The 23,020-nt window shown below is 69.7% G+C and carries 26 protein-coding genes and 1 pseudogene; 10 read left to right on the forward strand and 17 right to left on the reverse strand.

What is annotated here, in order from left to right; translation table 11 throughout:
* The coding region (locus tag FNH05_RS08770) for an alpha/beta fold hydrolase (protein ID WP_144586831.1) at nt 1–333 on the reverse strand (333 nt) is incomplete at its 3' end.
* Nucleotides 330–752, reverse strand: coding sequence for a hypothetical protein (locus FNH05_RS08775; protein ID WP_144586832.1), 423 nt, complete (start codon nt 750–752; stop codon nt 330–332). The genes FNH05_RS08770 and FNH05_RS08775, both read right to left, overlap by 4 nt.
* A 98-nt stretch (nt 753–850) precedes the next feature.
* Between FNH05_RS08775 and FNH05_RS08780 the strand changes: the two genes are divergently transcribed.
* From FNH05_RS08780 to FNH05_RS37915, 4 genes and pseudogenes are all read left to right on the forward strand, one after another.
* Complete coding sequence (locus FNH05_RS08780; RefSeq protein ID WP_246127618.1) at nt 851–1,321, forward strand: hypothetical protein; 471 nt, start codon at nt 851–853, stop codon at nt 1,319–1,321.
* 33 nt (nt 1,322–1,354) lie between these two features.
* Nucleotides 1,355–1,627: pseudogene (locus tag FNH05_RS08785) on the forward strand (MmyB family transcriptional regulator); the annotation flags it as partial.
* A 220-nt stretch (nt 1,628–1,847) separates the two neighbouring features.
* Nucleotides 1,848–2,186, forward strand: a complete 339-nt coding sequence (locus FNH05_RS08790) for a hypothetical protein (RefSeq protein WP_144586834.1) — start codon at nt 1,848–1,850, stop codon at nt 2,184–2,186.
* 86 nt (nt 2,187–2,272) lie between these two features.
* Nucleotides 2,273–2,419: a hypothetical protein gene (locus FNH05_RS37915; protein ID WP_186382454.1), complete on the forward strand. Its 147-nt coding sequence runs from the start codon at nt 2,273–2,275 to the stop codon at nt 2,417–2,419.
* Between the two features lie 15 nt (nt 2,420–2,434).
* Here the strand turns inward: FNH05_RS37915 and FNH05_RS08795 are convergent, their stop codons facing one another.
* The gene (locus FNH05_RS08795; protein ID WP_144586835.1) at nt 2,435–3,397 is read right to left on the reverse strand and encodes a DUF1152 domain-containing protein; all 963 of its coding nucleotides are present in this window, start codon (nt 3,395–3,397) and stop codon (nt 2,435–2,437) included.
* A gap of 226 nt (nt 3,398–3,623) precedes the next feature.
* Nucleotides 3,624–4,517 (reverse strand): alpha/beta fold hydrolase, encoded by an 894-nt coding sequence (locus FNH05_RS08800; protein WP_144586836.1) that lies wholly within the window; start codon nt 4,515–4,517, stop codon nt 3,624–3,626.
* A gap of 247 nt (nt 4,518–4,764) precedes the next feature.
* Between FNH05_RS08800 and FNH05_RS08805 the strand changes: the two genes are divergently transcribed.
* A complete protein-coding gene (locus tag FNH05_RS08805; protein WP_144586837.1) occupies nt 4,765–5,304 on the forward strand; it encodes a manganese efflux pump MntP in 540 nt (179 codons plus the stop codon).
* Between the two features lie 7 nt (nt 5,305–5,311).
* Here FNH05_RS08805 and pqqE read toward each other — a convergent pair whose 3' ends face one another.
* The 9 genes from pqqE to FNH05_RS39725 form a co-directional block, all read right to left on the reverse strand.
* Nucleotides 5,312–6,403 carry a pyrroloquinoline quinone biosynthesis protein PqqE gene (gene pqqE / locus FNH05_RS08810; RefSeq protein WP_144586838.1) on the reverse strand — a complete coding sequence of 364 codons (1,092 nt, stop codon included), beginning with the start codon at nt 6,401–6,403 and terminating at the stop codon, nt 5,312–5,314.
* Entirely contained in the window at nt 6,396–6,710 is a 315-nt protein-coding gene (pqqD, locus tag FNH05_RS08815; protein WP_144586839.1) for a pyrroloquinoline quinone biosynthesis peptide chaperone PqqD, read from the reverse strand. Before pqqD ends, pqqE begins: the two co-directional genes overlap by 8 nt.
* Nucleotides 6,711–6,715: 5 nt before the next feature.
* The gene (gene pqqC, locus FNH05_RS08820) at nt 6,716–7,420 is read right to left on the reverse strand and encodes a pyrroloquinoline-quinone synthase PqqC (RefSeq protein ID WP_144586840.1); all 705 of its coding nucleotides are present in this window, start codon (nt 7,418–7,420) and stop codon (nt 6,716–6,718) included.
* 4 nt (nt 7,421–7,424) lie between these two features.
* Nucleotides 7,425–8,318: a pyrroloquinoline quinone biosynthesis protein PqqB gene (pqqB, locus tag FNH05_RS08825; protein ID WP_246127619.1), complete on the reverse strand. Its 894-nt coding sequence runs from the start codon at nt 8,316–8,318 to the stop codon at nt 7,425–7,427.
* An 83-nt stretch (nt 8,319–8,401) separates the two neighbouring features.
* Nucleotides 8,402–8,497, reverse strand: coding sequence for a pyrroloquinoline quinone precursor peptide PqqA (gene pqqA / locus FNH05_RS08830; RefSeq protein WP_144586841.1), 96 nt, complete (start codon nt 8,495–8,497; stop codon nt 8,402–8,404).
* Nucleotides 8,498–8,543: 46 nt separating this feature from the next.
* Nucleotides 8,544–10,244 (reverse strand): PQQ-dependent dehydrogenase, methanol/ethanol family, encoded by a 1,701-nt coding sequence (locus FNH05_RS08835; protein ID WP_144586842.1) that lies wholly within the window; start codon nt 10,242–10,244, stop codon nt 8,544–8,546.
* A gap of 25 nt (nt 10,245–10,269) precedes the next feature.
* Entirely contained in the window at nt 10,270–10,731 is a 462-nt protein-coding gene (locus FNH05_RS08840) for an MSMEG_3727 family PQQ-associated protein (RefSeq protein WP_144586843.1), read from the reverse strand.
* A gap of 299 nt (nt 10,732–11,030) precedes the next feature.
* Nucleotides 11,031–13,229 carry a catalase/peroxidase HPI gene (gene katG, locus FNH05_RS08845; RefSeq protein ID WP_186382458.1) on the reverse strand — a complete coding sequence of 733 codons (2,199 nt, stop codon included), beginning with the start codon at nt 13,227–13,229 and terminating at the stop codon, nt 11,031–11,033.
* Nucleotides 13,222–14,589 carry a DNA-binding protein gene (locus FNH05_RS39725; RefSeq protein WP_222426555.1) on the reverse strand — a complete coding sequence of 456 codons (1,368 nt, stop codon included), beginning with the start codon at nt 14,587–14,589 and terminating at the stop codon, nt 13,222–13,224. Before FNH05_RS39725 ends, katG begins: the two co-directional genes overlap by 8 nt.
* 287 nt (nt 14,590–14,876) lie before the next feature.
* Between FNH05_RS39725 and FNH05_RS08855 the strand changes: the two genes are divergently transcribed.
* The gene (locus FNH05_RS08855) at nt 14,877–15,734 is read left to right on the forward strand and encodes an SAM-dependent methyltransferase (RefSeq protein WP_144586846.1); all 858 of its coding nucleotides are present in this window, start codon (nt 14,877–14,879) and stop codon (nt 15,732–15,734) included.
* Nucleotides 15,735–15,835: 101 nt separating this feature from the next.
* Nucleotides 15,836–16,261, forward strand: a complete 426-nt coding sequence (locus FNH05_RS08860; RefSeq protein WP_144586847.1) for a pyridoxamine 5'-phosphate oxidase family protein — start codon at nt 15,836–15,838, stop codon at nt 16,259–16,261.
* Nucleotides 16,262–16,764: 503 nt separating this feature from the next.
* Here the strand turns inward: FNH05_RS08860 and FNH05_RS08865 are convergent.
* Entirely contained in the window at nt 16,765–17,541 is a 777-nt protein-coding gene (locus FNH05_RS08865; protein ID WP_186382455.1) for an HNH endonuclease signature motif containing protein, read from the reverse strand.
* 28 nt (nt 17,542–17,569) lie between these two features.
* Nucleotides 17,570–17,800, reverse strand: a complete 231-nt coding sequence (locus tag FNH05_RS37920; protein ID WP_186382456.1) for a hypothetical protein — start codon at nt 17,798–17,800, stop codon at nt 17,570–17,572.
* A 371-nt stretch (nt 17,801–18,171) separates the two neighbouring features.
* Between FNH05_RS37920 and rox the strand changes: the two genes are divergently transcribed.
* Entirely contained in the window at nt 18,172–19,599 is a 1,428-nt protein-coding gene (rox, locus tag FNH05_RS08870) for a rifampin monooxygenase (protein ID WP_144586849.1), read from the forward strand.
* Between the two features lie 126 nt (nt 19,600–19,725).
* Nucleotides 19,726–20,658, forward strand: coding sequence for an alpha/beta hydrolase (locus FNH05_RS08875; protein ID WP_144586850.1), 933 nt, complete (start codon nt 19,726–19,728; stop codon nt 20,656–20,658).
* A gap of 20 nt (nt 20,659–20,678) precedes the next feature.
* On the opposite strand, the gene FNH05_RS08880 is transcribed toward FNH05_RS08875, so the two are convergent.
* On the reverse strand, nt 20,679–21,509 hold the full coding sequence (locus tag FNH05_RS08880) for a helix-turn-helix transcriptional regulator (RefSeq protein WP_144586851.1): 831 nt from the start codon (nt 21,507–21,509) through the stop codon (nt 20,679–20,681).
* Nucleotides 21,510–21,728: 219 nt separating this feature from the next.
* Between FNH05_RS08880 and FNH05_RS08885 the strand changes: the two genes are divergently transcribed.
* Nucleotides 21,729–22,508: an SDR family NAD(P)-dependent oxidoreductase gene (locus FNH05_RS08885; RefSeq protein ID WP_246127620.1), complete on the forward strand. Its 780-nt coding sequence runs from the start codon at nt 21,729–21,731 to the stop codon at nt 22,506–22,508.
* Nucleotides 22,509–22,545: 37 nt separating this feature from the next.
* On the opposite strand, the gene FNH05_RS08890 is transcribed toward FNH05_RS08885, so the two are convergent.
* Nucleotides 22,546–23,020, reverse strand: a 475-nt coding sequence (locus FNH05_RS08890; RefSeq protein ID WP_222426556.1) for a DUF3147 family protein, incomplete at its 5' end; no start/stop codon positions are given.

Below are 23,020 nucleotides of genomic sequence, written 5' to 3' on the forward strand. Positions count from 1 at the left end.
GGTGAACATCTCCCGCAGTCCGGCGATGGCCGCCAGGTCGGGGTTTACGTGCCGCTGCAGCTGGGTGGGCACGCCATGGCCGTCGATGTCGATCACGGCCGGGCATTCGGGGTGCCGCCGCCCCCACAGTGCCGCGACCATGCCGCCGAGGGACATTCCCAGCACGGCGGGGTTGCCGTCGGCGTGCGGCTCGATCCGGTCGAGCACCGACTCCCATTCCCACGGGCCTTCCAGGGACAGCGGCACGATTTCGTGCTCGCCGTCCAGCTCCGCCACGACCTTCTCCCAGTCGGACGGCGACCCGCCCGCCCCGTGCAGCGCCAGTACCTTCATGAGTTCAGCCTCTCTCTCACCGAGTCCGTGGTGACACCACCCTCGGTGCCCTTGATCAACTTCCCGCGCCGGACGAGGTCGTGGACGCCCTGTTTGGTGACGCCCAGCATGGCTCCGGCCACCGAGTACGGCACGGTCCTCGCGCCGGGATGACCGATCCGCCGGGCCACGGCCCGGCCGAGCGGAGTGCGCCACCAGCCGGCGGGCGGGTCGAACGGGCCGTCGCCCGGGTAGAGCGCGCCGATCAGCCGGGAAAGCGCGTGCACGGCCGCCCGCTCGTCGTCGCCCTCGATGGTCGCGGCGAGCTGCCGGGCCAGGACCTCGGTGCGCGCGGGCAGGTCGCCCGCGTCGCCGAAGAGGATCTCCACCGGGTCGAGCAGACGTGTGCGGATGACGGTCGCGATCTGGTCCGCGAGCATCGCTCACCTCCTTGACGATCATTGTCAAGTACTTGACGACGTGCGTCAAGTAGGGTCTCCTGCTCCACGTCCGAACCATCCCACCGAGGAGACCCACCGTGGCCGGCGCGCACCGAATCACGATCACCATCACCCCGGAGAGCCGCGACGAGCTCCAGCAGGTCGTCAACGCCATCCGAAACGAGTTCGGCCGCAAGCAGGCCATCCACGTGACCGCTGTCCAGGCCACCGGGGACGCCGAGCGGGCCGATGCGGCGCAGGCCCGCGCGCTCGCCGAGATCGCCGCCGAGCGCGCCCGCCAGGACGCCCGCTGGGGCGAGCAGAACCACCCCGACGGCACCGGCGCACCCGCCGACGAGACGGCCGCGGCGACCGCCCGGAGAACCTGCGAGGACAACTTCCGCGACGGCAAGGGCACGTGGCGCGACATCTTCCTCGAAGAGGTCCACGAGGCGCTCGCCGAGGCCGATCCGGTCCGGCTTCGCGCCGAACTGGTTCAGGCCGCGGCCGTCGCCGTGAACTGGATCGAGGCGATCGACCGCCGGAATGGTCCCGGCGAGAAGGACTGAGACAGCCGGGGGACGCATCTCTCCCCCGGCAGCAAGGAGATCCGCGCCCTCATCGACGAACTGCTGGCCGGCAGCGCGGAGTTCACCCACCTGCGGAACGCGCAGGCGGTGCGCGTCGAGCACCACAGCCGCCAGGTGTTCCGGCATCCCCAGGTCGGCCCGGTCGAACTGGATTTCGACGTGCTGACCGTGCCCGGCCAGGACCGGCAACTGGTCATCTTCACCGCCGAGCCGGGATCGCAAGCCTTCGAGACGCTTCAGCTGCTGAAGGTCGTCGGTACCCGACGGCTGGACGTCCCCGGCTGACCGGGCCCCGGCCATGGTCCACACCGAACCGCCGAGCACTAACTCACTGTCGTTGGCGAGGCGGACGGTCTCGTCACCGTCGTAGGACGTGGCGGCACCGGTACCCTTGGTGCCGCCGGTGACCAGCGCACGCCGATCGAGAAGGGATTCGCTTCAGGGACATGAACAAAGACCTTTCGACGGGGACACGACGACGGTCGCACCGCTCCCCGGGTCTCGCATGAGCCCATCTCGACCAAGGGAGAAGTTCGAGGCCTGGCTGGATCAGATCCATGATTCGGACGACGAATTCGCCTATCGGTCCGTGTATGCCGCCTATCTGTACGCTTCCGGCGGCCGCGGGGGGAACAGCGGCGAGGCCGAGGGCAGGCGGCGGGCGGACGGTGGTTTCGAAATCCGGGCGGGCCGGGAGACGATCGTGCTGGCCGACGATGCCGAACGTGAAACGCTGGCCGCCCACATGGTGCGCCGCTACTGCGGAAACCGCTATCCCGACATGCAGGCCTGGGAACGGCAGCAGCACGAATGGTACGTGGCGGACCTCCGCGACTGGACCTGATCTCCGCGGTTCCGCTTCGCACCGACGTCGCCGTCCACCGCGCGGGGGCGAGCAGGCCCGCCTCGGCGGACTCGCCAGGAAGGACGATGCCGGGGGCAGGCACACCGCAGAAACCCGCGGGGCGCGTGATCGCCGAGCTCATCGGTCAGGCCCAGACCCTGCCCAACCTCCCCATCGACGAGGACTTCGCGGTGAGCCTCGTCGGCAACCTCTTCCGCGGAGTCCGGCCCTGACCGCCCCAGCCCCGTTCAGTGGGGGATGCTGCGCGGTGGGCGCGGCCGGCCGCGGGTCTTGTGGTGCGCCCTGATCGCGAAGGCAACTTCGTGGGCGTGCTCGGTGTTTTCGAGCCGAGGAAGGTAGTCGACGGTTCGGGCGAGGCCGGGAAGGTCGAGAGTGAAGTACAGGGCCATGAGCGGGTTGACGAACAGTTCGCTGCCGCTCGTCCGCGCGGTGGCATGCACATCACCGAACTCGCCGCGGACCGCGGCCGCGATCTGCCCGTTGACGATGCTGGGCCGGCGGGGCGTCGCCGCCTGTGCGTGGGCGACGGCATCCAGATACGCCTCCGCCTCCGCCGAGCCGGCCGGCAGGGAGAAGGCACCCAGATACGCACCGAGCCGTTGGAGCGCGGCGAGATTCTCCAGCACATGGGCGTGGCACACTCCGTGGTGGGCGTCTATGCCGAAACCCAGGCACGCGACAAGCCGCACCAGGTCGCCATCGAGACCGGCCACCGCGGCGAGGCTCGTCATGTCCTCCTCGGGGGTGCCCAGCCCCGCCTCGTCTCCGCGCATCAGGATGTCGGTGCCCCCGTCGACGAGCACCACCGCGTCGAGGTTCAGCCGCAGGACCAAGGACCGGTAGGCCGACCGCAGCGGCCGGACACCCGACCTCGGAAACGCCCACACAGTGGCCGGAAGCCCCGAGGCGGCCAGCCAGCGCGCCAGTGTCCGTTCGGGAAAGTAGTCGTCATTGCCCCGGGAAGCCGGGTGGACCGCCGCAACGCCCGGTTCCACCCAGTCGCCGAGGTCCAGCCCGTCGAGGTTGCTGAAGCTGAGATTGGCCAGATGAACCTGTTTACCCTGGCTCCGCAGGGCCAACGCGAGCGGTAGCCCGGCATAGACGTCGAAACCGCCGCCTGCCCCGGCGATCAGGACCCGGCCTGCGCCGCGCAAACGCGTGAACAGCGGTGGTTCGACCAGACCGAACATGTCCGCCAGGTTAGCGCGATGCCGCAGGGCCTCGGCTCACCGGAAGAGCGCTCAGGTCCTCACAGCGGGACACAAACGCCAGAGTGTGGAACTCATGCGCCCGAAGGTGGAACTCATGCACCGGAGCGTGGAACACAAACGCCGGAACGTGGGACACAGACGCCGGAGCGTGGGACTCGGGCCGGAGGGGGAGCGACGTCGCCCCGGCGGTCGCGGCCGGTGCCGATCAGGTCAGCAAGCCGGCCACGGCGTCCGCGAAGGCGTCCGGCGCCTCCTGGGGAACGTTGTGTCCCACCCGCGACAGGAGCCGGTGCTCATAGGGCCCCGTGAAGTACTCGCGGTCTTCGGCCGCGCTCGGGCCGCCCACGCCGTCGGCACCGCTTTCGAGCACGACGGTGGGGACGGTGATGGGCGGCTCCCCGGCAATGCGTTCTTCGAGCTGCTGGTATCGCGGGTCGCCGTCGACGAGTCCGTAACGATGCCGGTAGGAATGGATCACCACGTCGACGAAATCGGGGTTGTGCAGGCTCGGGGCGGTGGCGGGAAAGGCTTCCTGCGCGGCGGCCCAGGTCGGCGACCAGGTACGCCAGAGCAGTTCGCAGAGTTCGTCACGGTTGCGCTCCAGCCCGCGCCGCCCCCGCTCGGAGTGGAAGTAGTACTGGTACCAGTAGCTGCGCTCCCATTCCGGGGCGGCGGGCTCTCCCGCGTAGGCGAGGTTCTGGATGTTGTAGCCGTCGACGGAGACCAGGCCGCGTACCCGGTCCGGGAACAGCGCGGCCGTGATGCAGGCCGCCCGGCCTCCCCAGTCGTAGCCCGCGAGCACCGCACTGCCGAGGCCCAGTGCGTCCATGAAGTCGAGCAGGTCCTGGGCGAGCGCGGCCTGCTGGCCGGACCGGACCGTGGCACCGTCCCGGAACCGCGTCGGGCCGAAGCCGCGCAAGTACGGTGCGAGCACGAAGGCACCCTTGGCGGCGAGGATCGGGGCGACGTCATCGAACGCCCGCACATCGTAGGGAAAGCCGTGCAGCAGGATCACCGGAATCCCGCCGGCCTCACCCGCACATTCGTACGCGACCTCGAGCACGGATGTCGCGACCCGGCCGCGGGAAGGAAAGACCATCTTCCGATCTTGTCACATCCCACGCCGTCCGCCCGCCCCGGCGGCACCGTCGGCGGACCCGGACTCCCGGCGCGCACCCGAAGATCAGTGGCTTCGAATGGGAAACGTGAACGGCAATGGTGACGAATTCATTTCGCGAACCAGCTGGGATATCATCTCTTACCATGGCGGATGTCAGCCGAGACAGCGTTGTTCCTGGCACGGTCTTTCCTGTCGGGGCAGGTCGTCCCCGGGCAGGGGCGTCGCCATGATCTGGGAAGTACTGGCCCTCGGTTTCATACTCAGTCTCGACAATTTCCGGGTTTCGATCGCACTCGGCACCATCCCCTTCGGCCTGAAACGCGCGGTTCAGGTCGCGCTGACCTTCGGACTGTGGGACGCGGTCATGCCACTGGCCGGGTTGCTGATCGGCCACCAGATCGGGAAGGCCTTCGGGGGCGTCGCCGACTACGTGGGGGCGGCCGCGCTCGGGGCCTACGGTCTCTACCTCATCGTCTCGGCCTTCCGGAACCCCGAGCCGGACAAGCTGGACCACCCGTGGGCGCTGTTCGGCATCCCGTTGACGCTGAGCCTGGACAACCTGGTCGCCGGGGCGAGTCTGGGGATCCTCGGGCTCTCGCCCTGGTTCTCGGCCGCCGTCTTCGGCACCGTGACGGCGGTGCTGTCGCTGGTCGGGCTGCAGCTCGGGCGTGCCGCGGCGCGCCTCATCCGGATCCGCTCGGACCTGCTGAGCGGGGTCGCCCTGATCATCGCCGCCGCGTCGCTGCCGCTGGTGTTCGGCGACTAGTTCTTCCTCAGCGGCGGCGAACGCGGTGCGGGCGGGGGATCAGCGGAGGGTCAGCGGGCCGCGATGCGGCGTTGGCGGCCTCGACCGCCCTGACGACCAGGTCGTGGTCGGGCGAGTACTGGCAGACCGGGTCGGTGCGGGCGGCGTCGCCGGTGAGCTGGAACGCCTGGCAGCGGCACCCGCCGAAGTCCAGCTCCCGCCGGGCGCAGCTCCGGCAGGGCTCCGGCATCCAGTCCGTCCCCCGGAACGCGGTCATCACCGGGGCCTCGGCCCAGATCCGCTCCAGCGAGTCCTCCCGCACGCTGGCCCGCGGCAACGGCAGGGACTGCGCGGCCGGGCAGGGCAGGACGTCGCCGTTCGGCGTCACCGTCAGCTGCCGGGAGGCCCAGCCGCCCATGCAGGGCTTCGGGAAACGGCTGTAGTAGTCGGGAATGACGTAGATGACCTCCATGCGGTCCCGCAACCGCTCGCGGGCGGCCCGCACGACGGCCTCGGCCGCTTCGAGCTGGGCCCGGCTCGGCAGCAGCGCGTCCCGGTTCCGCCAGGCCCAGCCGTAGTACTGGGTATTGGCCAGCTCCACCCGGTCCGCGCCCGCCTCTTCGGCCAGCGCGAGCACGTCGGCGACGCGGTCGATGTTGTACCGGTGCAGCACCACGTTCACGGTGAGCGGCCAGCCCAGCTCCTTGGCCACGCCCATCGCCTCGATCTTGCGCTGGAAGGACGGGGTCCCGGCGATCCGGTCGGACGCCGCCGCATCGCCCGCCTGGATGCTGATCTGCACGTGGTCCAGACCGGCGGTCCGCAGCTGCTCGGCCCTCGGGCGCGAGAGCCCGAGGGCGCTGGTCACGAGGTTGGTGTAGAGGCCGAACTCGTGGGCGGCCACCACGATCTCCACCAGGTCGCGCCGCAGCAGCGGTTCCCCGCCGGACAGGTGGCACTGCAGAATCCCCAGTCCGGCGGCCTCGCCCAGCACCCGCCGCCACTCGCCGGTGGTCAGCTCGTCGGAGTAGTCCGCCATGTTCAGCGGGTTGGAGCAGTACGCACAGGCCAGCGGACAGCGGTAGGTGAGCTCGGCGAGCAGTCCGAAGGGGCTATCCATCGGCCAGCTCCACGCAACGCCGGGCGACGAGCCGGGACAGGAACTGCCGCACCTCGTCGTCGGGGACGGCCTGGTAGCGCGCCCCCAGTTCGGCCACGATCTCGGCCACGGTGCGCCGTCCGTCGCACAGCTCCAGGATGTCCGCGCCACTGTCGTTCAGCACCACCACCGTCTCGGGGTGCAACAGGATCCTGCGCTGCCTGGTCCGGCAGAACGTCAGCCGGACATGGCGCGCCAGCCGGGGACGGTCCGAATCGGACACTCCGGCGCCGGGTCGGGTCCTGCCGCCGGTCTGGGTCGGATGCATGACGCTCACTCCGGGTAGGCCTGGTCGACGGCGTCCAGCAGGCTCCACAGGACGTCGCACTTGAACGACAGCGCATCGACGGCGCGCACCTGGGACTCGGCCGACAGGCAGTACGCGGTGACCACCTCGAGGGCGTGCTCGCAGTCCCGGGGGGCCTGCTCCAGCCTAGCGCGGAAATAGGCGAGGCCCTCCGGGTCGATCCACGAGTACCACCGCTCGAACGCGGCCAGCCGCTCCGCCATCAGGTCGGGCGCGAACAGCTCGGTGAGCGAGGAGGCCACCGCCTCCACCCAGGGGCGGGTCCGGGCGAAGTTCACGTAGGCGTCGACGGCGAACCGCACCCCGGGAACCAGGTGCCGGTGGTCCCGGATCTCTTCGCGGGTCAGTCCGGCGGCCTCGCCGAGACGCAGCCACGCCTCGATGCCGCCTTCGCCGTCGGCGGTGCCGTCGTGGTCGAGGATCCGCCGGATCCAGCGGCGGCGGACCCCGGGGTCGGGGCAGTTGGACAGGATCGCCGCGTCCTTGCGGGGGATGTTCTCCTGGTAGTAGAAGCGGTTGGCCACCCAGCCCCGGATCTGCCGCCGGCTCAGCCCGCCGCTGTTCATGCGGACGTGGAACGAGTGCTGGTCGTGGTAGCGCCGCGAGTGGGCCCGCAGTGTCTCGACGAAGCCGTCGGTACCGGTTCTCGTGCTTCCGCTCGTCGTCGTCACGGCACTACACCTCGACCTCGAGGCCGTCCATGGCCACCTCCATGCCGCTGTCCTCCACGATGCGCCGCTCGGGCGCGTCGTCCAGCAGAACCGGATTGGTGTTGTTCAGGTGGACGAAGATCGTGCGCTCCACCCCCAGCGAGGGGAGCTGCGCCAGGCTGCCGTCCGGCCCGTCGATGGGCAGGTGGCCCATCTCCCGGGACGTCCTGCCCGCCAGGCCGAGCCGTATCAGCTCGTCGTCGCGCCAGCACGTCCCGTCGATCAGCAGGCAGTGGCAGCCCTGGATCTCCGCGCGCAGCGCCGGGGTGAGCGCCTGCACCCCCGGCAGGTACACCAGCGTCCCTCCGCTGCGCTCGTCGGTCAGCCGGTAGCCCACGACGCGGCCGTGGTCCGCGCCGGGGCCGAACCGGGCCCGCTTGGTGGTGGGCACGTCGAACGCCCGGCAGGAAAGCCCGTCGGCCAAGGGCACATCGGCACCGGGGAGCACCGCCCGCCATTCGACCGGGCAGTAGCGTTCGAGTGTCCGCAACAGCCCCGAGCCGTCGCACAACGTCTTGTGCGTCGCCGCAGTGGCGTACACCAGCAAGCCCGCGCGCGCTTCGCGCAGCAGCAGCAGGCCGAGCGTGTGGTCCAGCTCGGCGTCGGTGAGCAGCACCGCCTCGATCGGCGTCGTCCGGTCGTCGCGTGGGTGCAGACCGGGGAAGGCCTCGATCTGCGCGCGGACGTCGGGTGAGGCGTTGACCAGGAACCAGCGCCGGCGGTCGGCACTGACCGCCACCGACGACTGGGTACGAGCGGGCGCCGCCCCGCAACGGACGGCCGTGCACACCGGGCAGCCGCAGTTCCACTGCGGAGAGCCGCCCCCCGCCGCCGAGCCCAGCACCCGCAGCAACACCATGGCACTCCGTCCGTCGCAGACCCGGCCGTGAACCGGGCCCTGGGCGGTGCCGGACCCCGGGCCCGGCACCGCCCCACATCCCGCTAGTCCTCCATCCGAGCGACGTACATGGTCACTTCGGGTGCGACTGCGATCTCTTCGAACTCGGGTGTCTCCCACACGACGAGCTCAGACTCCATGAATCCACCTCCTCTCCGCCAAAATCCGGCAGGCGGTCCCGCGGGGCTACGACGTTTCCGGGAGGGCGAACACGATCAGCGCGCTTCCGTGGCCGGCGCCGAGCATGCCGGGGAGGAATCCCTCGGCCCAGGCGCCCCACCCGACCGGCACGGCGATGTACTGCCTGCCGTCGACCAGGTAGGTGGTCGGGCTGCTGTGGTGACCGCTACCGCACTGGAACTGCCACAGCAGGTCCCCGGTGCGGGCGTCCAGCGCGTTGTACTCCCCGGTGGGTTCACCGGCGAACACCAGGTCGCCGCCGGTGGCGAGCACCGAAGCGCACATCGGAAGCTCGTTGCGCCAGCGCCACTTCTCGTCACCGTTCGCGTCGAACGCGCTGATGCTGCCCGCCATGTCCTCGATGTCCACCTGAACACCGGCACCCCAGTACGGGATGCTCTCCTTGAACTCCCGGCGCCACCGGGTGGCCGTGGCCCCGACGTCCTGGACCGGGACGTAGAACAGTTCGGTCCTGGGGCTGTAGGCCGCGTGCGTCCATTCCTTGCCGCCCGCGGGCCCCGGGTAGAAGTGGACCGGTACGCCCTCCTCGTCGGGGTACACCTTCGGCGTCACCTTGCCGTCCCTGGTGATCGCACCCCAGGTGATCCGGTCCACGAAGGGGGTGATGTGGACCAGTTCGCCGTTCGTGCGGTCGAGGACGAAGAAGTAGCCGTTCTTGTCGAAGTGCCCGAGGAGCTTGCGCCCCTCCGACTCGAACAGGATGCACTCGCCGATGCTGTCGTAGTCCCACACGTCGTGCGGGGTGCACTGGTAGTGCCAGGCGATCTGCCCGCTGTCGACATCGACCGCGATGATGGTGTCGGTGTAGAGGTTGTCGCCCTCGCGGACCGCTCCGTCGAAATCGGGCGCCGGGTTGCCGGTGCCCACGTACAGCAGGTTGGTCTCCGGGTCGAAGGTGCCGGTGATCCAGCAGTTCGCGCCGCCCCGCGCCCAGGCCTCGCCGTCGGCGGGCCAGGTCTCGGAGCCGGGTTCCCCTGGCTTCGGGACCGTGTAGCAGCGCCACTGGTATTCGCCGGTCTCGAGGTCGAACGCGTCCAGGTGGCCGCGCACCCCGAACTCCCCGCCGGAACTTCCGACGATGACCTTGTTCTTCACCACCAGCGGCGCGAGCGTGGCGCTCTCCCCCGCACGGACGTCCCCGTAGATCTTGGCCCAGACCTGCTTGCCGGTGGTGGCGTCGAGCGCGAGCACATGGGCGTTGGCCGTGACGAAGAAGACCTTCCCCTGCGCCACGGCGACGCCGCGGTTCACGTTCCCGCAGCACAGCGACACGTCGAAGGGGACGGCGTGCTTGTACCGCCAGATCTCCACGCCCGTCTTGGCGTCGAGGGCCCAGACCCAGCCATCCCAGCCGGACAGGAACATGATCCCGTCGACGACGATCGGGGCCGCCTCGAACGAGTAGGTCGACGCACCCGCGATGAGGCCGGTCGTGCCTGCCTGAAAGACCCAGGCGGGGACGAGCCGTTTGACGTTCTCCGTGGTGATCTGGTCCAGCGGGCTGTACCGCTGTCCGTTGTAGGCACCGTAGTAGGTGAGCCAGTTCTGGGGCTCCGACCTGGCGTTCAGAATGCGCTCGTAGCCGACCTCGCGGACGACCGGCGGCGCTACCTCGCCTCCGGGGATCTTGCCGCTCAGCTTTCCCTGGTCGACGGCCTCGCCCGCGTCCACGTAATCGACGGTCATGGCATTCTCCTCCTTGCTGGGCTCTCTAGGGCCGCGGCTGGTCGGGACGGTCGAGGCGAGCCTCCGGGGGAACGTCTCCCAGCACGACGATGGCGCCGGTCAGTCCCCGGCCTTCGTCGTTGCCGGTGGGCGAGCTGAACCAGTAGTAACCCGGGCCGTCGAGGTTGAGGGTCGCCCTTCCCTTCGAATGGTTCACCAACCAGATGAATTTCCTGTCGCCATTGCTCGGCAGGAGCGCGCAGTGCGTGTTCAGGTCGTCATTGACGAGTTCGAGCTCGAGATCACCTCCGTGGGGCATGACCAGGATCGAGGGGTCCCAGCTGATCTCGTCGGGCCGGATCCGGAGCGTCGCGGCCATCCGGCCGTCGGGCCGCTCCGTGGCCCGTCCGATCCTCCCGGTACCCAGCACCTGCCCCAGTGCCGCCTTGTTCTGTGCGTCCAACCCGATCTCGTCCAGCAGCTCGGTTCGCTCCTGCACCGTCGTCATCGGGCTTCACCTCCTCATCCGGAACCCGTTGTCCGCCTGACACAGAAGCACGCGGTCCGACATGGAAATCGCTCACCTGACCGAATCCCCCGGCGTGGACCGTGATGATGAATTGTCCGAGACGACATCATATCGAAACTAATGGGCGTGTCTCTGATCCAGAAATGGCAACACAAAACTTTACGCCCGGTGAATCGAACCGACAAGGGCGGGCGGCGAGCCCGGCGAGCCGTGCCGTTCGCCCGCCGCCGGCCGCCGTTCGTACCCGGTTTTCCGCCACTGGCCCGGGATCCCGCCGATCAGGCGAGGTCGTAGCGGTCCAGGTTCATGACCTTGTCCCACGCGGCCACGAAGTCACGCACGAACTTCTCTCCGGCGTCGTCGCTCGCGTAGACCTCGGCGAGCGCCCGCAGCTCCGAGTTCGCGCCGAACACGAGGTCCACGCGGCTGGCGGTCCACTCGACCTCGCCGTGCCGGTCGCGGCCCTCGAAGATCTCCGGGTCCTCCGTCGGCCGCCACTCGATGCCCGGGTCGAGCAGGTTCACGAAGAAGTCGTTGGTCAGCGTCCCGGGGGCCGAGGTGAGCACGCCCAGCGGGGACTGCCCGGTGTTCGCGCCCAGCACGCGCAGGCCGCCCACCAGAACGGTCATCTCGGGCGCGGTCAGGTCCAGCAGGTTCGCCCGGTCGATCAGCAGGTACTCCGACGGCAGGCGGTTGCCCTTGCCGCGGTGGTTGCGGAAGCCGTCCGCGGTCGGCTCGAGCGCCGCGAAGGACGCCACATCGGTCCACTCCTGCGACGCGTCGCCACGTCCAGGGAGGAAGGGGACCTCGATGTCGTGACCGGCGGCCTGGGCCGCCAGCTCGACCGCGGCACACCCGCCGAGCACGATCAGGTCGGCCAGCGAAACCTTCTTGCCCCCGGTCCGGGAGTTGCCGGAGGACGCCTGGATCCGCTCCAGCGTGCCCAGCACCCGCGCCAGCCGGTCCGGGTCGTTGACCTGCCAGCCGCGTTGCGGTTCGAGGCGGATGCGCGCCCCGTTGGCCCCGCCACGCCGGTCGCTGATGCGGAACGTCGAGGCCGACGCCCACGCCGTGGACACCAGCTCGGCGACCGACAGCCCCGAGCCGGCGATCTCGGCCTTGAGGGCGGCGATGTCGTCCGCTCCGGCCGGCTCGTGATCCACGGCGGGGACCGGGTCCTGCCAGATCAGCGTTTCGCGCGGCACCAGCGGGCCGAGGTAACGCCGGATCGGCCCCAGGTCGAGGTGCGTCAGCTTGAACCAGGCCCGGGCGAACGCGTCCGCCAACCGGTCCGGGTTCTCCAGGAAGCGCCGTGAAATCGGCTCGTAGACCGGATCGAACCGCAGCGCGAGGTCCGTCGTCAGAATCGTCGGGGCGTGTGTCTTCGCCGGGTCGTGGGCGTCCGGCACGGTGCCGGTCCCCCCGCCGTCCCGCGGAATCCACTGCCACAGACCGGCGGGGCTCAGTTCCAGGTCCCACTCGTAGCCGAACAGGGTCTCGAAGAAGCTGTTGTCCCACCTCGTCGGCGTGGGGGTCCACGTGCCCTCGAGCCCGCTGCTGATGGCGTCGGCGCCCTTTCCGGTGCCGTAGCCGCTCCTCCAGCCCAGCCCCTGCTCCTCCAGCGGGGCACCCTCGGGATCGGGGCCGAGGTGGCGGTCCGGGTCGGCCGCGCCGTGGGTCTTGCCGAACGTGTGCCCGCCCGCGATCAGCGCGACGGTCTCTTCGTCGTTCATCCCCATCCGCCGGAACGTCTCACGGATGTCCCGGGCGGAGGTGCGGGGGTCCGGGACGGTGTTCGGCCCTTCCGGGTTGACGTAGATGAGGCCCATCTGGGCGGCGGCGAGCGGGTTTTCCAGCGCCCGGACGCCGCCGTGGCGCTCGTCGCCGAGCCAGGTGCGCTCGGGACCCCAGTAGATGTCCTCGTCGGACTCCCAGGCGTCCGCCCGGCCGCCGGCGAAGCCGAAGGTCTTCAACCCCATGGTTTCCAGTGCCCGGTTGCCCGCGAAGACCATCAGGTCGGCCCAGGAGATCCTGCGGCCGTACTTCTTCTTCACCGGCCACAGCAGACGGCGTGCCTTGTCCAGGTTGCGGTTGTCCGGCCAGCTGTTCAGCGGCGCGAACCGCTGCATCCCCGCGCCCGCACCGCCGCGCCCGTCGGCGATTCGGTACGTCCCGGCGCCGTGCCACACCATCCGGATCACGAGCGGCCCGTAGTGGCCGAAATCGGCGGGCCACCATTCCTGCGAGGTCGTGAGCACCTCGTCGACGTCCGCGGCCAGTGCGTCGAGGTCGAGGCCGAGGAACTCCTTGGCGTAGTCGAAGTCCTCGCCCATGGGGTTCGCGGCGGCGGAGTGTTTCCTCAGTGGCCTCAGATCGAGCCTGTCCGGCCACCAGTCGCGGATGCTCGCGCCCCTCTCAGCGCTGTCGGACACGGGAATCCCTCCAGGGACAAAGCTTGTGCTGAGGTGGTCAGATATCCAGCGCGCGGCGCACGGCCGGCGCGTTCCGCCGGGAAACCGGCACCATCGTGTTCGCCCGGTCGTCCATGACCAGGGACAGCTCACCCTTGGGGGAACGCTCGATCTCGCGGATGCGGCCGAGGTTGACCACATACCGGCGGTGCACCCGCAGGAAACCCGCGTCCGCCAGTTCACCGTCGAGTTTGTCCAGCCCCGGAGAGGCGGCCCGCAAGCGCCCCCGGTCGGTGGAGAGCCACACGTCGTTCCCCTCCGATTCGGCGAAGGAGACCTCCGGCAGCCGCAACAGCACCATCCGGTTGCCGCGCGTCGCGACCAGCCGGCGCGGCTGGGTTCTCGGGTGCGCCGTCTCCTCGGTCTGGAGCATCTGAGCCCCTTCGGAGGTACCGAACGAGACCAGGTTCCCGATCAGGCGCCCGGACGAGAAGACGGGGCGGATGCTGATCGAGGTCGGCTCGTCGGCGAGGCGGGTGAAGATCTGCGTCGAGCCGACCCAGCCGGGATTGCGGGCCGCCCGCGGGAGGGCATACCGGACGGCTCCGACCAGTTCGGGCAGCCCGGGGGTCCATCGCAGCGTGGGGTCGACCGCCGGGGTGTCCGCCGGAACCCCCATGAGCACGCTCGCCGTGTCGTCGGCGATCACCACCTTGCCCGCGGTGTCCAGCGCGGCGAGCGCCACCCTGGAGCGGCCCCTTGCCTGGGTGTAGGCGGCGATCAGCTCGGCGCCGCTGTCCCGGGCGCGCCTCTTCAGCGTGCACTGGGTCGTGGCGACCGCGTTCGCCAGCCAGCTTCCCACGGTGACGGGAAGCTGGCTGCGCCAGCGGGAGATGTTCAGCACCGCGATCGGTTCCTTGGTCACCACGTCCCGCACCGCGACGCCCGCGCAGACCCAGTTGTGAAACGCCTGGCACCAGTGCTCCGCTCCGGCGATCGACACCGGGCCGTGCGCTTCGAGGGCCGTGCCCATGCCGTTGGTCCCGGCCGCGCACTCCGACCAGCAGAACCAGGGCGCCAGACGGGAGTCGGTGGCTCTGGTGAGGGTGGCCTGGTCGCCCCACTCGGCCAGGATCCGGCCCGTGGCATCGGTGACGGTGACGACGCCGCCGAGGGTGTTCATTTCCTGTGCCACGGAGGCGGCGCGAAAGCCCAGTTCGGCGAAGACGACATCGTGCTCGGGCGTGTGGCCGGGCTCCGCGACGGCCACCGGAGCCTCCGTGAGGTGGGGGTCGACCCGGTACTGCTCCCGGCAGCGGTGCCAGGAGATCGCCACCAGCGGCCGGATGCCCGGGACCTGGTCCTCGCCCCGCACGAACCGTTCCCACGCCGCAAGCACGGCACCGCCGCCCGGGTTCATCGGCATGGGCTCGAGTCGATGTACATCCCTCATGGTGGAGAACCACCCTTGGTCCGTCCCCGGCACCTTCGTCCTTCGTCCCGGGCTGTTTCACAGACCGGTACTCCCACTTTAGTCCGAAATCGCGGCACGGCGACCGCAACTCCGGCCCGCACCCGTCCTTCTCCCGGCATTCGGACGGACTTCGGCTCCGGTGACACCGGCTCCGGCCCCGCAGCGATGGGGCAGCGCGCTATAGTGGCCCGCCAACACAACCAGCAGTAATCATGCGACTTTCTCCCGGGGGACCATCGATGCATGCCAGTTCCGACTACGAGCGTCACCGCGAGATCCTGAAGAACAGCCTCGACAAGCCGCACGTGGCCCGGATCTACGACTACTACCTGCAGGGTGAGAGCCCCAACAACTGGGTCATCGACCGTGACTTCGCCGAGCGGATGCTGCAGATCCTGCCCGAGGCGCGCACCTTCGCGGTCGCGAACCGGGGTTTCCTGCGCCGCGCCGTCCGCCACCTGCGCGCGCAGGGCATCCGCCAGTTCGTGGACATCGGCTCGGGCCTGCCCTCCGCCGGGGCGGTGCACGAGATCGCGGACGAGGTCGGTACCGACAGCCACGTCGTCTACGTCGACAACGACCCGGTGGCGCTGGCGCACGGGCAGATCCTGCTCGCCGACACGGCCGACCCGGACCGGCACCACGCGCTGGGCGGGAACTTCTTCGACACCGACACGCTCTGGCAGCGCATCATCGATTCCGGCTACATCGATCCCGACGAGCCGGTCGCACTGCTGCTCGTGGCGCTGCTGCACTTCATGCCGCCGACCTCCGCGCCCACGCCGACCGAGGCGCTGGCGTTCTACCGTTCGATCCTGCCGCGGGGAAGCGCGCTCGTGCTCACGCACGCGACCGACGAGGGCACCACCGATCGGCTCAAGGAAGTCGCCGACCAGTACGTCCGCGTCGCGACGAGCCCGGTGCACCTGCGCCCCCACGCCGAAGTCAAGGACCTGTTCGGTGACTTCGAACTGGTTGATCCGGGCGTGGTCTGGACCCCGGAGTGGAAGCCGGAACTCGCCGGGGCGAACGAAGAACCCTACAGCGGCGACCCCGCCGCGACGCTCGCCGTCGGCGGCGTGGGGATCAAGCGGTAGCCACCGCGCGAGCGGGAGCGAGCCTTCCTGCGGAGGAGACTGACCCGCCGGCCAGGGGAAACGCAGTGTTTTCGGCGGGCCCGGCGGGTAGCCTCCGGCACATGGGGCTATCGGTGGAAGTACGGGAACAGTTCCTGGCAGAACCTCACGTCGGCGCGCTCTCCGTGGTCGAGAGACCGGACCGGGCACCGCTGACGGTTCCCATCTGGTACCAGTACACGCCGGGTGGGGAACTGTGGGTGCGCACGCCTCCCGGCTCGCGGAAGGCCCGCGCGATCGCCGCGACCGGCCGGTTCAGCCTGATGGTGCAGCGGGTCGTGCCGACGGTCCGCTACGTGTCGGTGGAGGGGCCGGTGACCAGGACCGAGCCGGACACCGGCGAGCGGTCGTGGGAGATGGCCGCACGGTACCTGCCGCCGGACAAGGTCGCCGGATTCGTGGAGTACGAACGGACCCAGCTCGGCGAACACATCGTCATCGCCATGCGTCCCGAACACTGGCTGTCCGCCGATCTGGGTTCGATCTGATTTGTCGGCGGCAGCGCCCGTCACGCGGCGTTCCCGGGGCGTTCGGCGCACAGGCAGCCGACATTGCCGATACCGGATGGTTGTCGTCCTCGGTGGTTGAACTACGGACGCTGCGCTGTTTCATGGCCGTCGCCGAGGAACTCCATTTCGGCCGGGTCGCCGTCCACCTGCACCTGCGCGACCAACCTGACCCCACCCCCTGCGGCGATGGCGAAATTTCTTGCGGCACCCGAAAAGCCGAGTCCAGCTCGTGAAAACCGACGCGGCCGTTGTGATCGGCGTTCCAGCACCCGACGGGAAACGGTCAGTGCCCTCGCACTTCCGGCACGGAACCTCGCCGTCGGCGAGGTAGTGGCAGCCGGTGGCACGCGGGATGCCGTAACCGCGCGAGGGCGACGGAAACATCACGACTCTCACGAAACACCGCCTGGTAAAAACGCATCAGCGTCCTGCTGCCGCGAGGCGTGCATGAGATCACCGCACTGACAGGGATTTGAATCTGATCAGGCGGCGGTGATGAGGGGTTCGGGTTGGCTGCGGTAGGTGCGACCGGCCGGGGTGGTGATCTCCAGAACCCCGGTGTCGGTCATCCGGTGCTGCCAGCCCGGTTCGTCCTTCAACCGGTGATCCCGGCGGCACAGGCCGCAGAGGTTGCTGCTGTCGGTGTCGCCGCCCTGGGCCCAGGCCTGGACCGGTCGGTGACACCCCGGCACCCGACACTCCCGGTCCCGCACCTGCACCAACTCCTTGGTGGCGGCGGACGGCCGGTAACGGTGCCGCCCGACTTCGATGGGTGCGCCGGTCATCGGGTCGGTGATGACCCGCCGGATCGTCGCATTCGCAGCGATCTCCCGCGCCAGTCGGGCGGGAATCGGGCCATGCCCGGCCAGTTCGGCGGGTTCGTTGCGCAGCCCGGTCCAGGTCAGGAAATCCAGATACACAAAGACTTCCGCTCTCGGCGGCTCCACCTCGCAGGCCACGCCGAGGCACAGATCGGAGAACACATCCGCCCGCAACTCGTCCAAGGTGCGTTCCTCACCGTTGCTGCGCAGTCGTCGAGCGACGCGATCGACTCGGGTGTAGATGGTGGCGGCGATCTCGGCCGGGAGATACGCATACAGGGTGGCCATCCCGTCATCCTCATGGCACAGCTGAACACGGCGGGACCGCTTGCGCTCCTCACACCGCCGTGCATGCCCGTCCGGGGCGACCGGGGCGACGGTCCTGTTCACCAGCCGCCGCACCGACGTCGCATCCCGCGTGGTGATCTTCCCCACCACCCGCGCATCCACCTCCCGCGACTGCTCGTCAGACAGGACCTGACCCTCCGCCTGACGCGCACCACAATTCCAGGGCAACCTCCTTCGCCACCGAATCCGCATCCCCCAACGCCGCAATACCCGCCAGTTTCACCGCCTGGCACGCACTCGAACACGCCTCAGCCGCCGCGATCAGCGACAACACCTCATCCCGCTCCAGCGCGGCGATACGCTCATACAATTCCGGATCGGGCCCGGAAAACCCCCAGTTCTCGGTCACACCACAACCCTCTCGACGAAAGAAAGCCAACAACACCACACGATCAGATGGGTTTCACACGTGCGTTCGACGATCCAGCAGACGGTGCTGGACCCAAAACGGAGCAGGGGCACACTCAGGGCGATCGACGACGTTCCTCGCCCGGGGCTCGTCCGGACACGGGAGTCGAGAAGAGACCGGACTCCCTCCCATACCCAACATATAGCGCACCAGGGGGCTTGCGGCAAGACCCCGGTGGTGCCGCAGAATCTGCGACCGAAGCCAGAACCTGCGGAGATCGGGGAATTCGCGAAGTACGCGTGCTCGCGGGTGCGCTCCGCCGACCGTGCGGAGCAACTGGCCGAAAGGCAACCTCAGTGAATGGGTGGTTCATGTTTGACGTGATCATCGCCGGCGCCGGGCCGACCGGTCTGATGCTGGCGGCCGAGTTGCGGCTGCACGGCGTGCGCGCGCTCGTGCTGGAGAGGGAAGCGGAGCCGACCAAGGTGGTCCGCGCGCTCGGGCTGCATGTGCGAAGCATCGAGGTGATGGACCAGCGCGGCCTGCTGGAGCGGTTCCTCGCGCACGGCAAGCAGTACCCGCTCGGGGGTTTCTTCGCCGGTATCGCGAAGCCCTCGCCCGACCGCCTGGACACCGCGCATTCGTACGTCCTCGGCATCCCGCAGCCCGTCATCGACCGGCTGCTGGCCGAGCGTGCCCTCGAACTCGGTGCCGAGATCCGGCGCGGTGGCGAACTGGTCGGGCTGACCCAGGACGACGACGGGGTGACCGCCGAACTGGCCGACGGCACACGGTTGCGCTCAAGCTACCTCGTGGGCTGCGACGGCGGCCGCAGCACCGTGCGCAAGCTGCTCGGGGTCGGCTTCCCCGGTGAACCGAGCAGGAACGAGACCCTGCTGGGCGAAATGGACGTGGACGTGCCACCGGAGACGCTCACCGCCGTGGTCACCGAAGTCCGCGAGACCCACAAGCGGTTCGGCGTCGTACCCTTCGGCGAAGGGGTGTACCGCGTGGTCGTGCCCGCCGAGGGGGTGGCCGAGGACCGCTCGGTCCCGCCGACCTTCGACGAGTTCAAGCAGCAGTTGCGCAAACTCGCCGGCACCGACTTCGGCGTGCACTCGCCGCGGTGGCTCTCCCGTTTCGGGGACGCCACCCGGCTGGCCGAGCGCTACCGGACCGGGCGGGTGCTGCTGGCCGGCGACGCGGCGCACATCCACCCGCCGGCCGGCGGGCAGGGGCTCAACCTGGGCGTCCAGGACGCGTTCAACCTCGGCTGGAAACTGGCCGCCGAGGTCGGCGGCTGGGCGCCGGAGGGGCTGCTGGACAGCTACCACACCGAACGGCACCCGGTGGCCGCCGACGTGCTGGCCAACACCCGCGCGCAGATCGAGCTGATGTCCCCGGAGCCGGGCCCGCAGGCGGTGCGCAGGCTGGTGTCGGAACTGATGGACTTCGAGGAGGTGAACCGGTATCTGATCGAGAAGATCACGGCGATCGGGGTCCGCTACGACTTCGGCGAGGGGCATGACCTGCTCGGCAGCCGGATGCGGGATGTGGCGCTGAAGCGGGGGCGCCTCTACGGCCTGATGCACGCAGGCCGGGGCCTGCTGCTCGACCAGACCGGCCTGCTCTCGGTCGCGGGGTGGGCGGATCGGATCGACCACGTCGTCGACGTCAGCGAGGAACTGGACGCGCCCGCCGTGCTGCTGCGGCCGGACGGCCACGTGGCGTGGGCCGGTGACGATCAGCAGGATCTGCTCGGCCATCTGCCCCGCTGGTTCGGCGAAGCCGCGTCCTGAGCTCCGGAAAGTGGCGTGACGCGGCCGGTGCGGCATCGCACCGGCCGCGGCCGGGACGGCCTCGGAGCCCGCCATTATAATGCCAAGGCATATACTGTGCGGGCAGCTACTTTTCAGGAGGAGACAATGAGCAGGGAACAACGAGCGAAGATCGACGCGATGCTGCGGCAGCCCCAGCCCGAGGGCCCTCGACCGGTGGAGGAGATCCGTGCCGGGTTCAGGGCGTTGATGGCCGGGATGATCGTGCCCGCCGGGATCGGCACCCGGACCGTGTCGCTCGGCGACCGGCCCGCGGTACTCGTCGATCCGCCCGGTACCCCGAAGGCCGGGACGATCCTGTACTTCCACGGCGGCTCCTTCGTGTTCGGTTCGCCGGACACGGCGCTGTCGCTGACGGGGAACCTGGTGGTCAGGACCGGGTTCAGGGCCTTCTCGCTGGACTACCGGCTGGCCCCGGAGCACCCGTTCCCGGCCGCGATCGACGACGCGGTGAGCGCCTACCGCGCCCTCCTCGACAGTGGCGAAGACCCTTCGGCGATCGCGTTCGCCGGGGACTCCGCCGGCGGCGGGCTGACCGTCACCACCTGCCTCGCCGCCCGCGACGCGGGCCTGCCCATGCCCGCCGCGATCGTGGCGTTCTCCCCCGGGCTCGACCTGACCCACACGGGCGAGAGCATGAACACCAAGGCCGGCATCGATCCGTTGTTCCAGCGCGAGGACCTGGAGCGCACCGGCGCGCTGTACCTCGCCGGGCAGGACCCGCGCCAGCCCCTGCTCAGCCCGGCCGTCTTCGCCGATCTGACCGGTTTCCCGCCCATGCTCCTGCAGGCGGGCACCAACGAAATCCTCCTGGACGACTCCACGCGCCTGGCCTCGCGAGCGCGGGCGGCCGGAGTGGACGTCGTCCTGGACATCACCGCCGACGTACCCCACGTGTTCCAGTCGTTCGCCGGTGTCCTCGACGAGGCCGACGAAGCCCTGGATCGGGCGGCGCTTTTCCTCGCCCAGCGCATCCGAGACACCAGGAACAGCACCGCGACGGCATTTCCCCGGTCCTGACGAGCAGCGAGGGCTCTCGCTCAGCTCCCCTGCCGGGTGCTGGCGGCCAGGGAGCCGAGCAGTTTGAGTGCCTCGTTGCTCGCCGAGCCCGGCTCGGCGTGGTAGACGACGAGTTCCTGCCCCGGGCTCGATCGCACATCGAAGGTCTGCATGGTCAGCGTGAGGGATCCGACCTGGCCGTGCTGGAAGCGCTTCCGTTCCAGCGCCTTGCCGCGAGCGTCATGCCGGGCCCACAGTTCGGCGAACTCGCGGCTGTCCGCGAGCAGTTCCCTGAGCACCTGCTGAATCCGGGGGTCGCCGGGTGCCTCGCCGTAGCCGAGCCGGAATCCGGCCACCGAATTGCGGGCGACCTCGTGCCAGTCCCGGTAGAACACCCGCGCGGCCGGATCGGTGAACACGACGTGCATCAGGTTGTGCGAATGCGGCCAGGCATGGAAAAGCGCGTCCGCGATCGTGTTGGACGCCAGCACGTCGAACGCCCGGTTGTAGACGATAGCCGGGTTGTCCGGCCACGCGGCCATCAGCTGAAGCAGGCTCGGGTCGACGTGGGCACGGGCCGCGGCGACCCTGGGGCGCGGACTGAGCCCGGCCACCCGGAACAGGTGCCGTCGCCCGTCCTCGTCGAGCCGGAGTGCGACGGCCAAGGCATCGACCACCTGCACCGAGGGCGTTCGTTCGCGTCCCTGTTCGAGGCGGACGTAGTAGTCCACGCTCACCCCGGCCAGCATCGCCACCTCTTCGCGACGCAGGCCGGGAACCCGGCGGTGCCCGGTACCGGGCAGGTTCACCTCCCCGGGACCGACCTGCGCCCGCCGGGCGCTGAGATAGTCGCCGAGTTCCGACCGAGCCATACCCGCATGGTAGGTGCGGGACGATTCCTTTGCCTGGGTGCGCTACTACCAGGAAGACGGCGCCCTCCCTGCGCGCCTCGCGTTCGGTGAACATGGTGAGAGATCGCCGTACGTCCGGCAGGGCAACGCCGACCCCGGCACGACATCAGGAAAGCAAGGAACACAACCCCACGGCCCCAAAGCCACGAACTCCGTATCCCTACTACTGATTAGGAAACCGTGAGCACCAACCCGAATCCCGGCGCGCTGCCGTCCACTTGGGATCTGACCGGCCGCGTCGCCGTCGTCACCGGCGCCGCCCGCGGCATCGGTCACGCCACCGCCACGCTGTTGCGTGCACGGGGCGCCCGTCTGGTCGTCACCGACCGGTCCGAGGCCGTCGGGCAACTGGCCGCGGACGATCCGGACACCGTGGCCGCCCTCGTCGGCGACGTCTCCGACGAGAACCACGCGCAAGCGACCATGCGGCTGGCGACCGACCGGTTCGGCCGGCTGGACATCCTCGTCAACAACGCGGGCCGCACCCTCAACAAACCGATCACCGACACCACCGTCGACGACTTCGACACGATCATGCGGGTCAACGCCTACGGCAACTTCGTACAGGCCCGCGAGGCCTTCCGCGTGATGGAAGCCAACGGCGGCGGCGCGATCGTCTCCATCGCGTCGGTCTCCTCCGTCGTCGCCTTCGCCACCCAGACCGCCTACGCGGCCTCCAAGGGTGCCCTTGCCCAGATCACCCGCGTGCTCGCCGTGGAGGGCGGGCCGAAGGGCATCCGCTCCAACGCCGTACTCCCCGGAGTCATCGACACCGACATCATGGAAGGCGTCGTCGACAACGGACGGGAGATGCTCGCCTCCTTCGGCGACGCCCACCCGATCGGCCGGATCGGACAGCCCGGTGAGGTCGCCGAGGCCGTCGCCTTCCTCTGCTCCGACGCGGCCAGTTTCATCACCGGCGCGCTCATCGCCGTCGACGGGGGCTGGACCGCCCAGTAGGCACGTTTCGACCGGTTGGCGGAACCGGGCCCCCGGGTCACCCCGCAGGGGGCTCGTCCCCGCCGGCCCCGGCGAACCGGGCGATCAGGTAGGCACCCAGCGCGACCAGCGCCCAGCCGGACACGGCCGCGACGAACACCAGCCACAGCGGGAGGCGGCCGACGGTGAGGGCCGTGACCAGGGCGAAGGCCAGCAAGCCGAGAGTGCCGAAGGTTGCACCCCGCGCCTCGTTCCGGGCCTGGCGAACGCCCTCCTCCTTGGCCACCAGGGTGAGCGAGGCCAGCAGGATCGCCGGAAAGGCCAGGAAGGCGCCACCCACGCGCGGACCGGCCAAAACGGACACCACCCCCGCGACGACCGACACTCCGGCTCCGAAACCGAACCGCGTGATCCAGTCACGAGGACGGCTGTCCTTCAGCGCGGCGGGCCTGAACCTGACCCGATCCGCGGGGTGAGCGGTCATGGCCACACCAGGAGACCGGCGGCGGCGACCAGCCCCCACGCCCCCAGTG

It is taken from the genome of Amycolatopsis rhizosphaerae, from assembly GCF_007713715.1.
Lineage (GTDB): Bacteria > Actinomycetota > Actinomycetes > Mycobacteriales > Pseudonocardiaceae > Amycolatopsis_E > Amycolatopsis_E rhizosphaerae.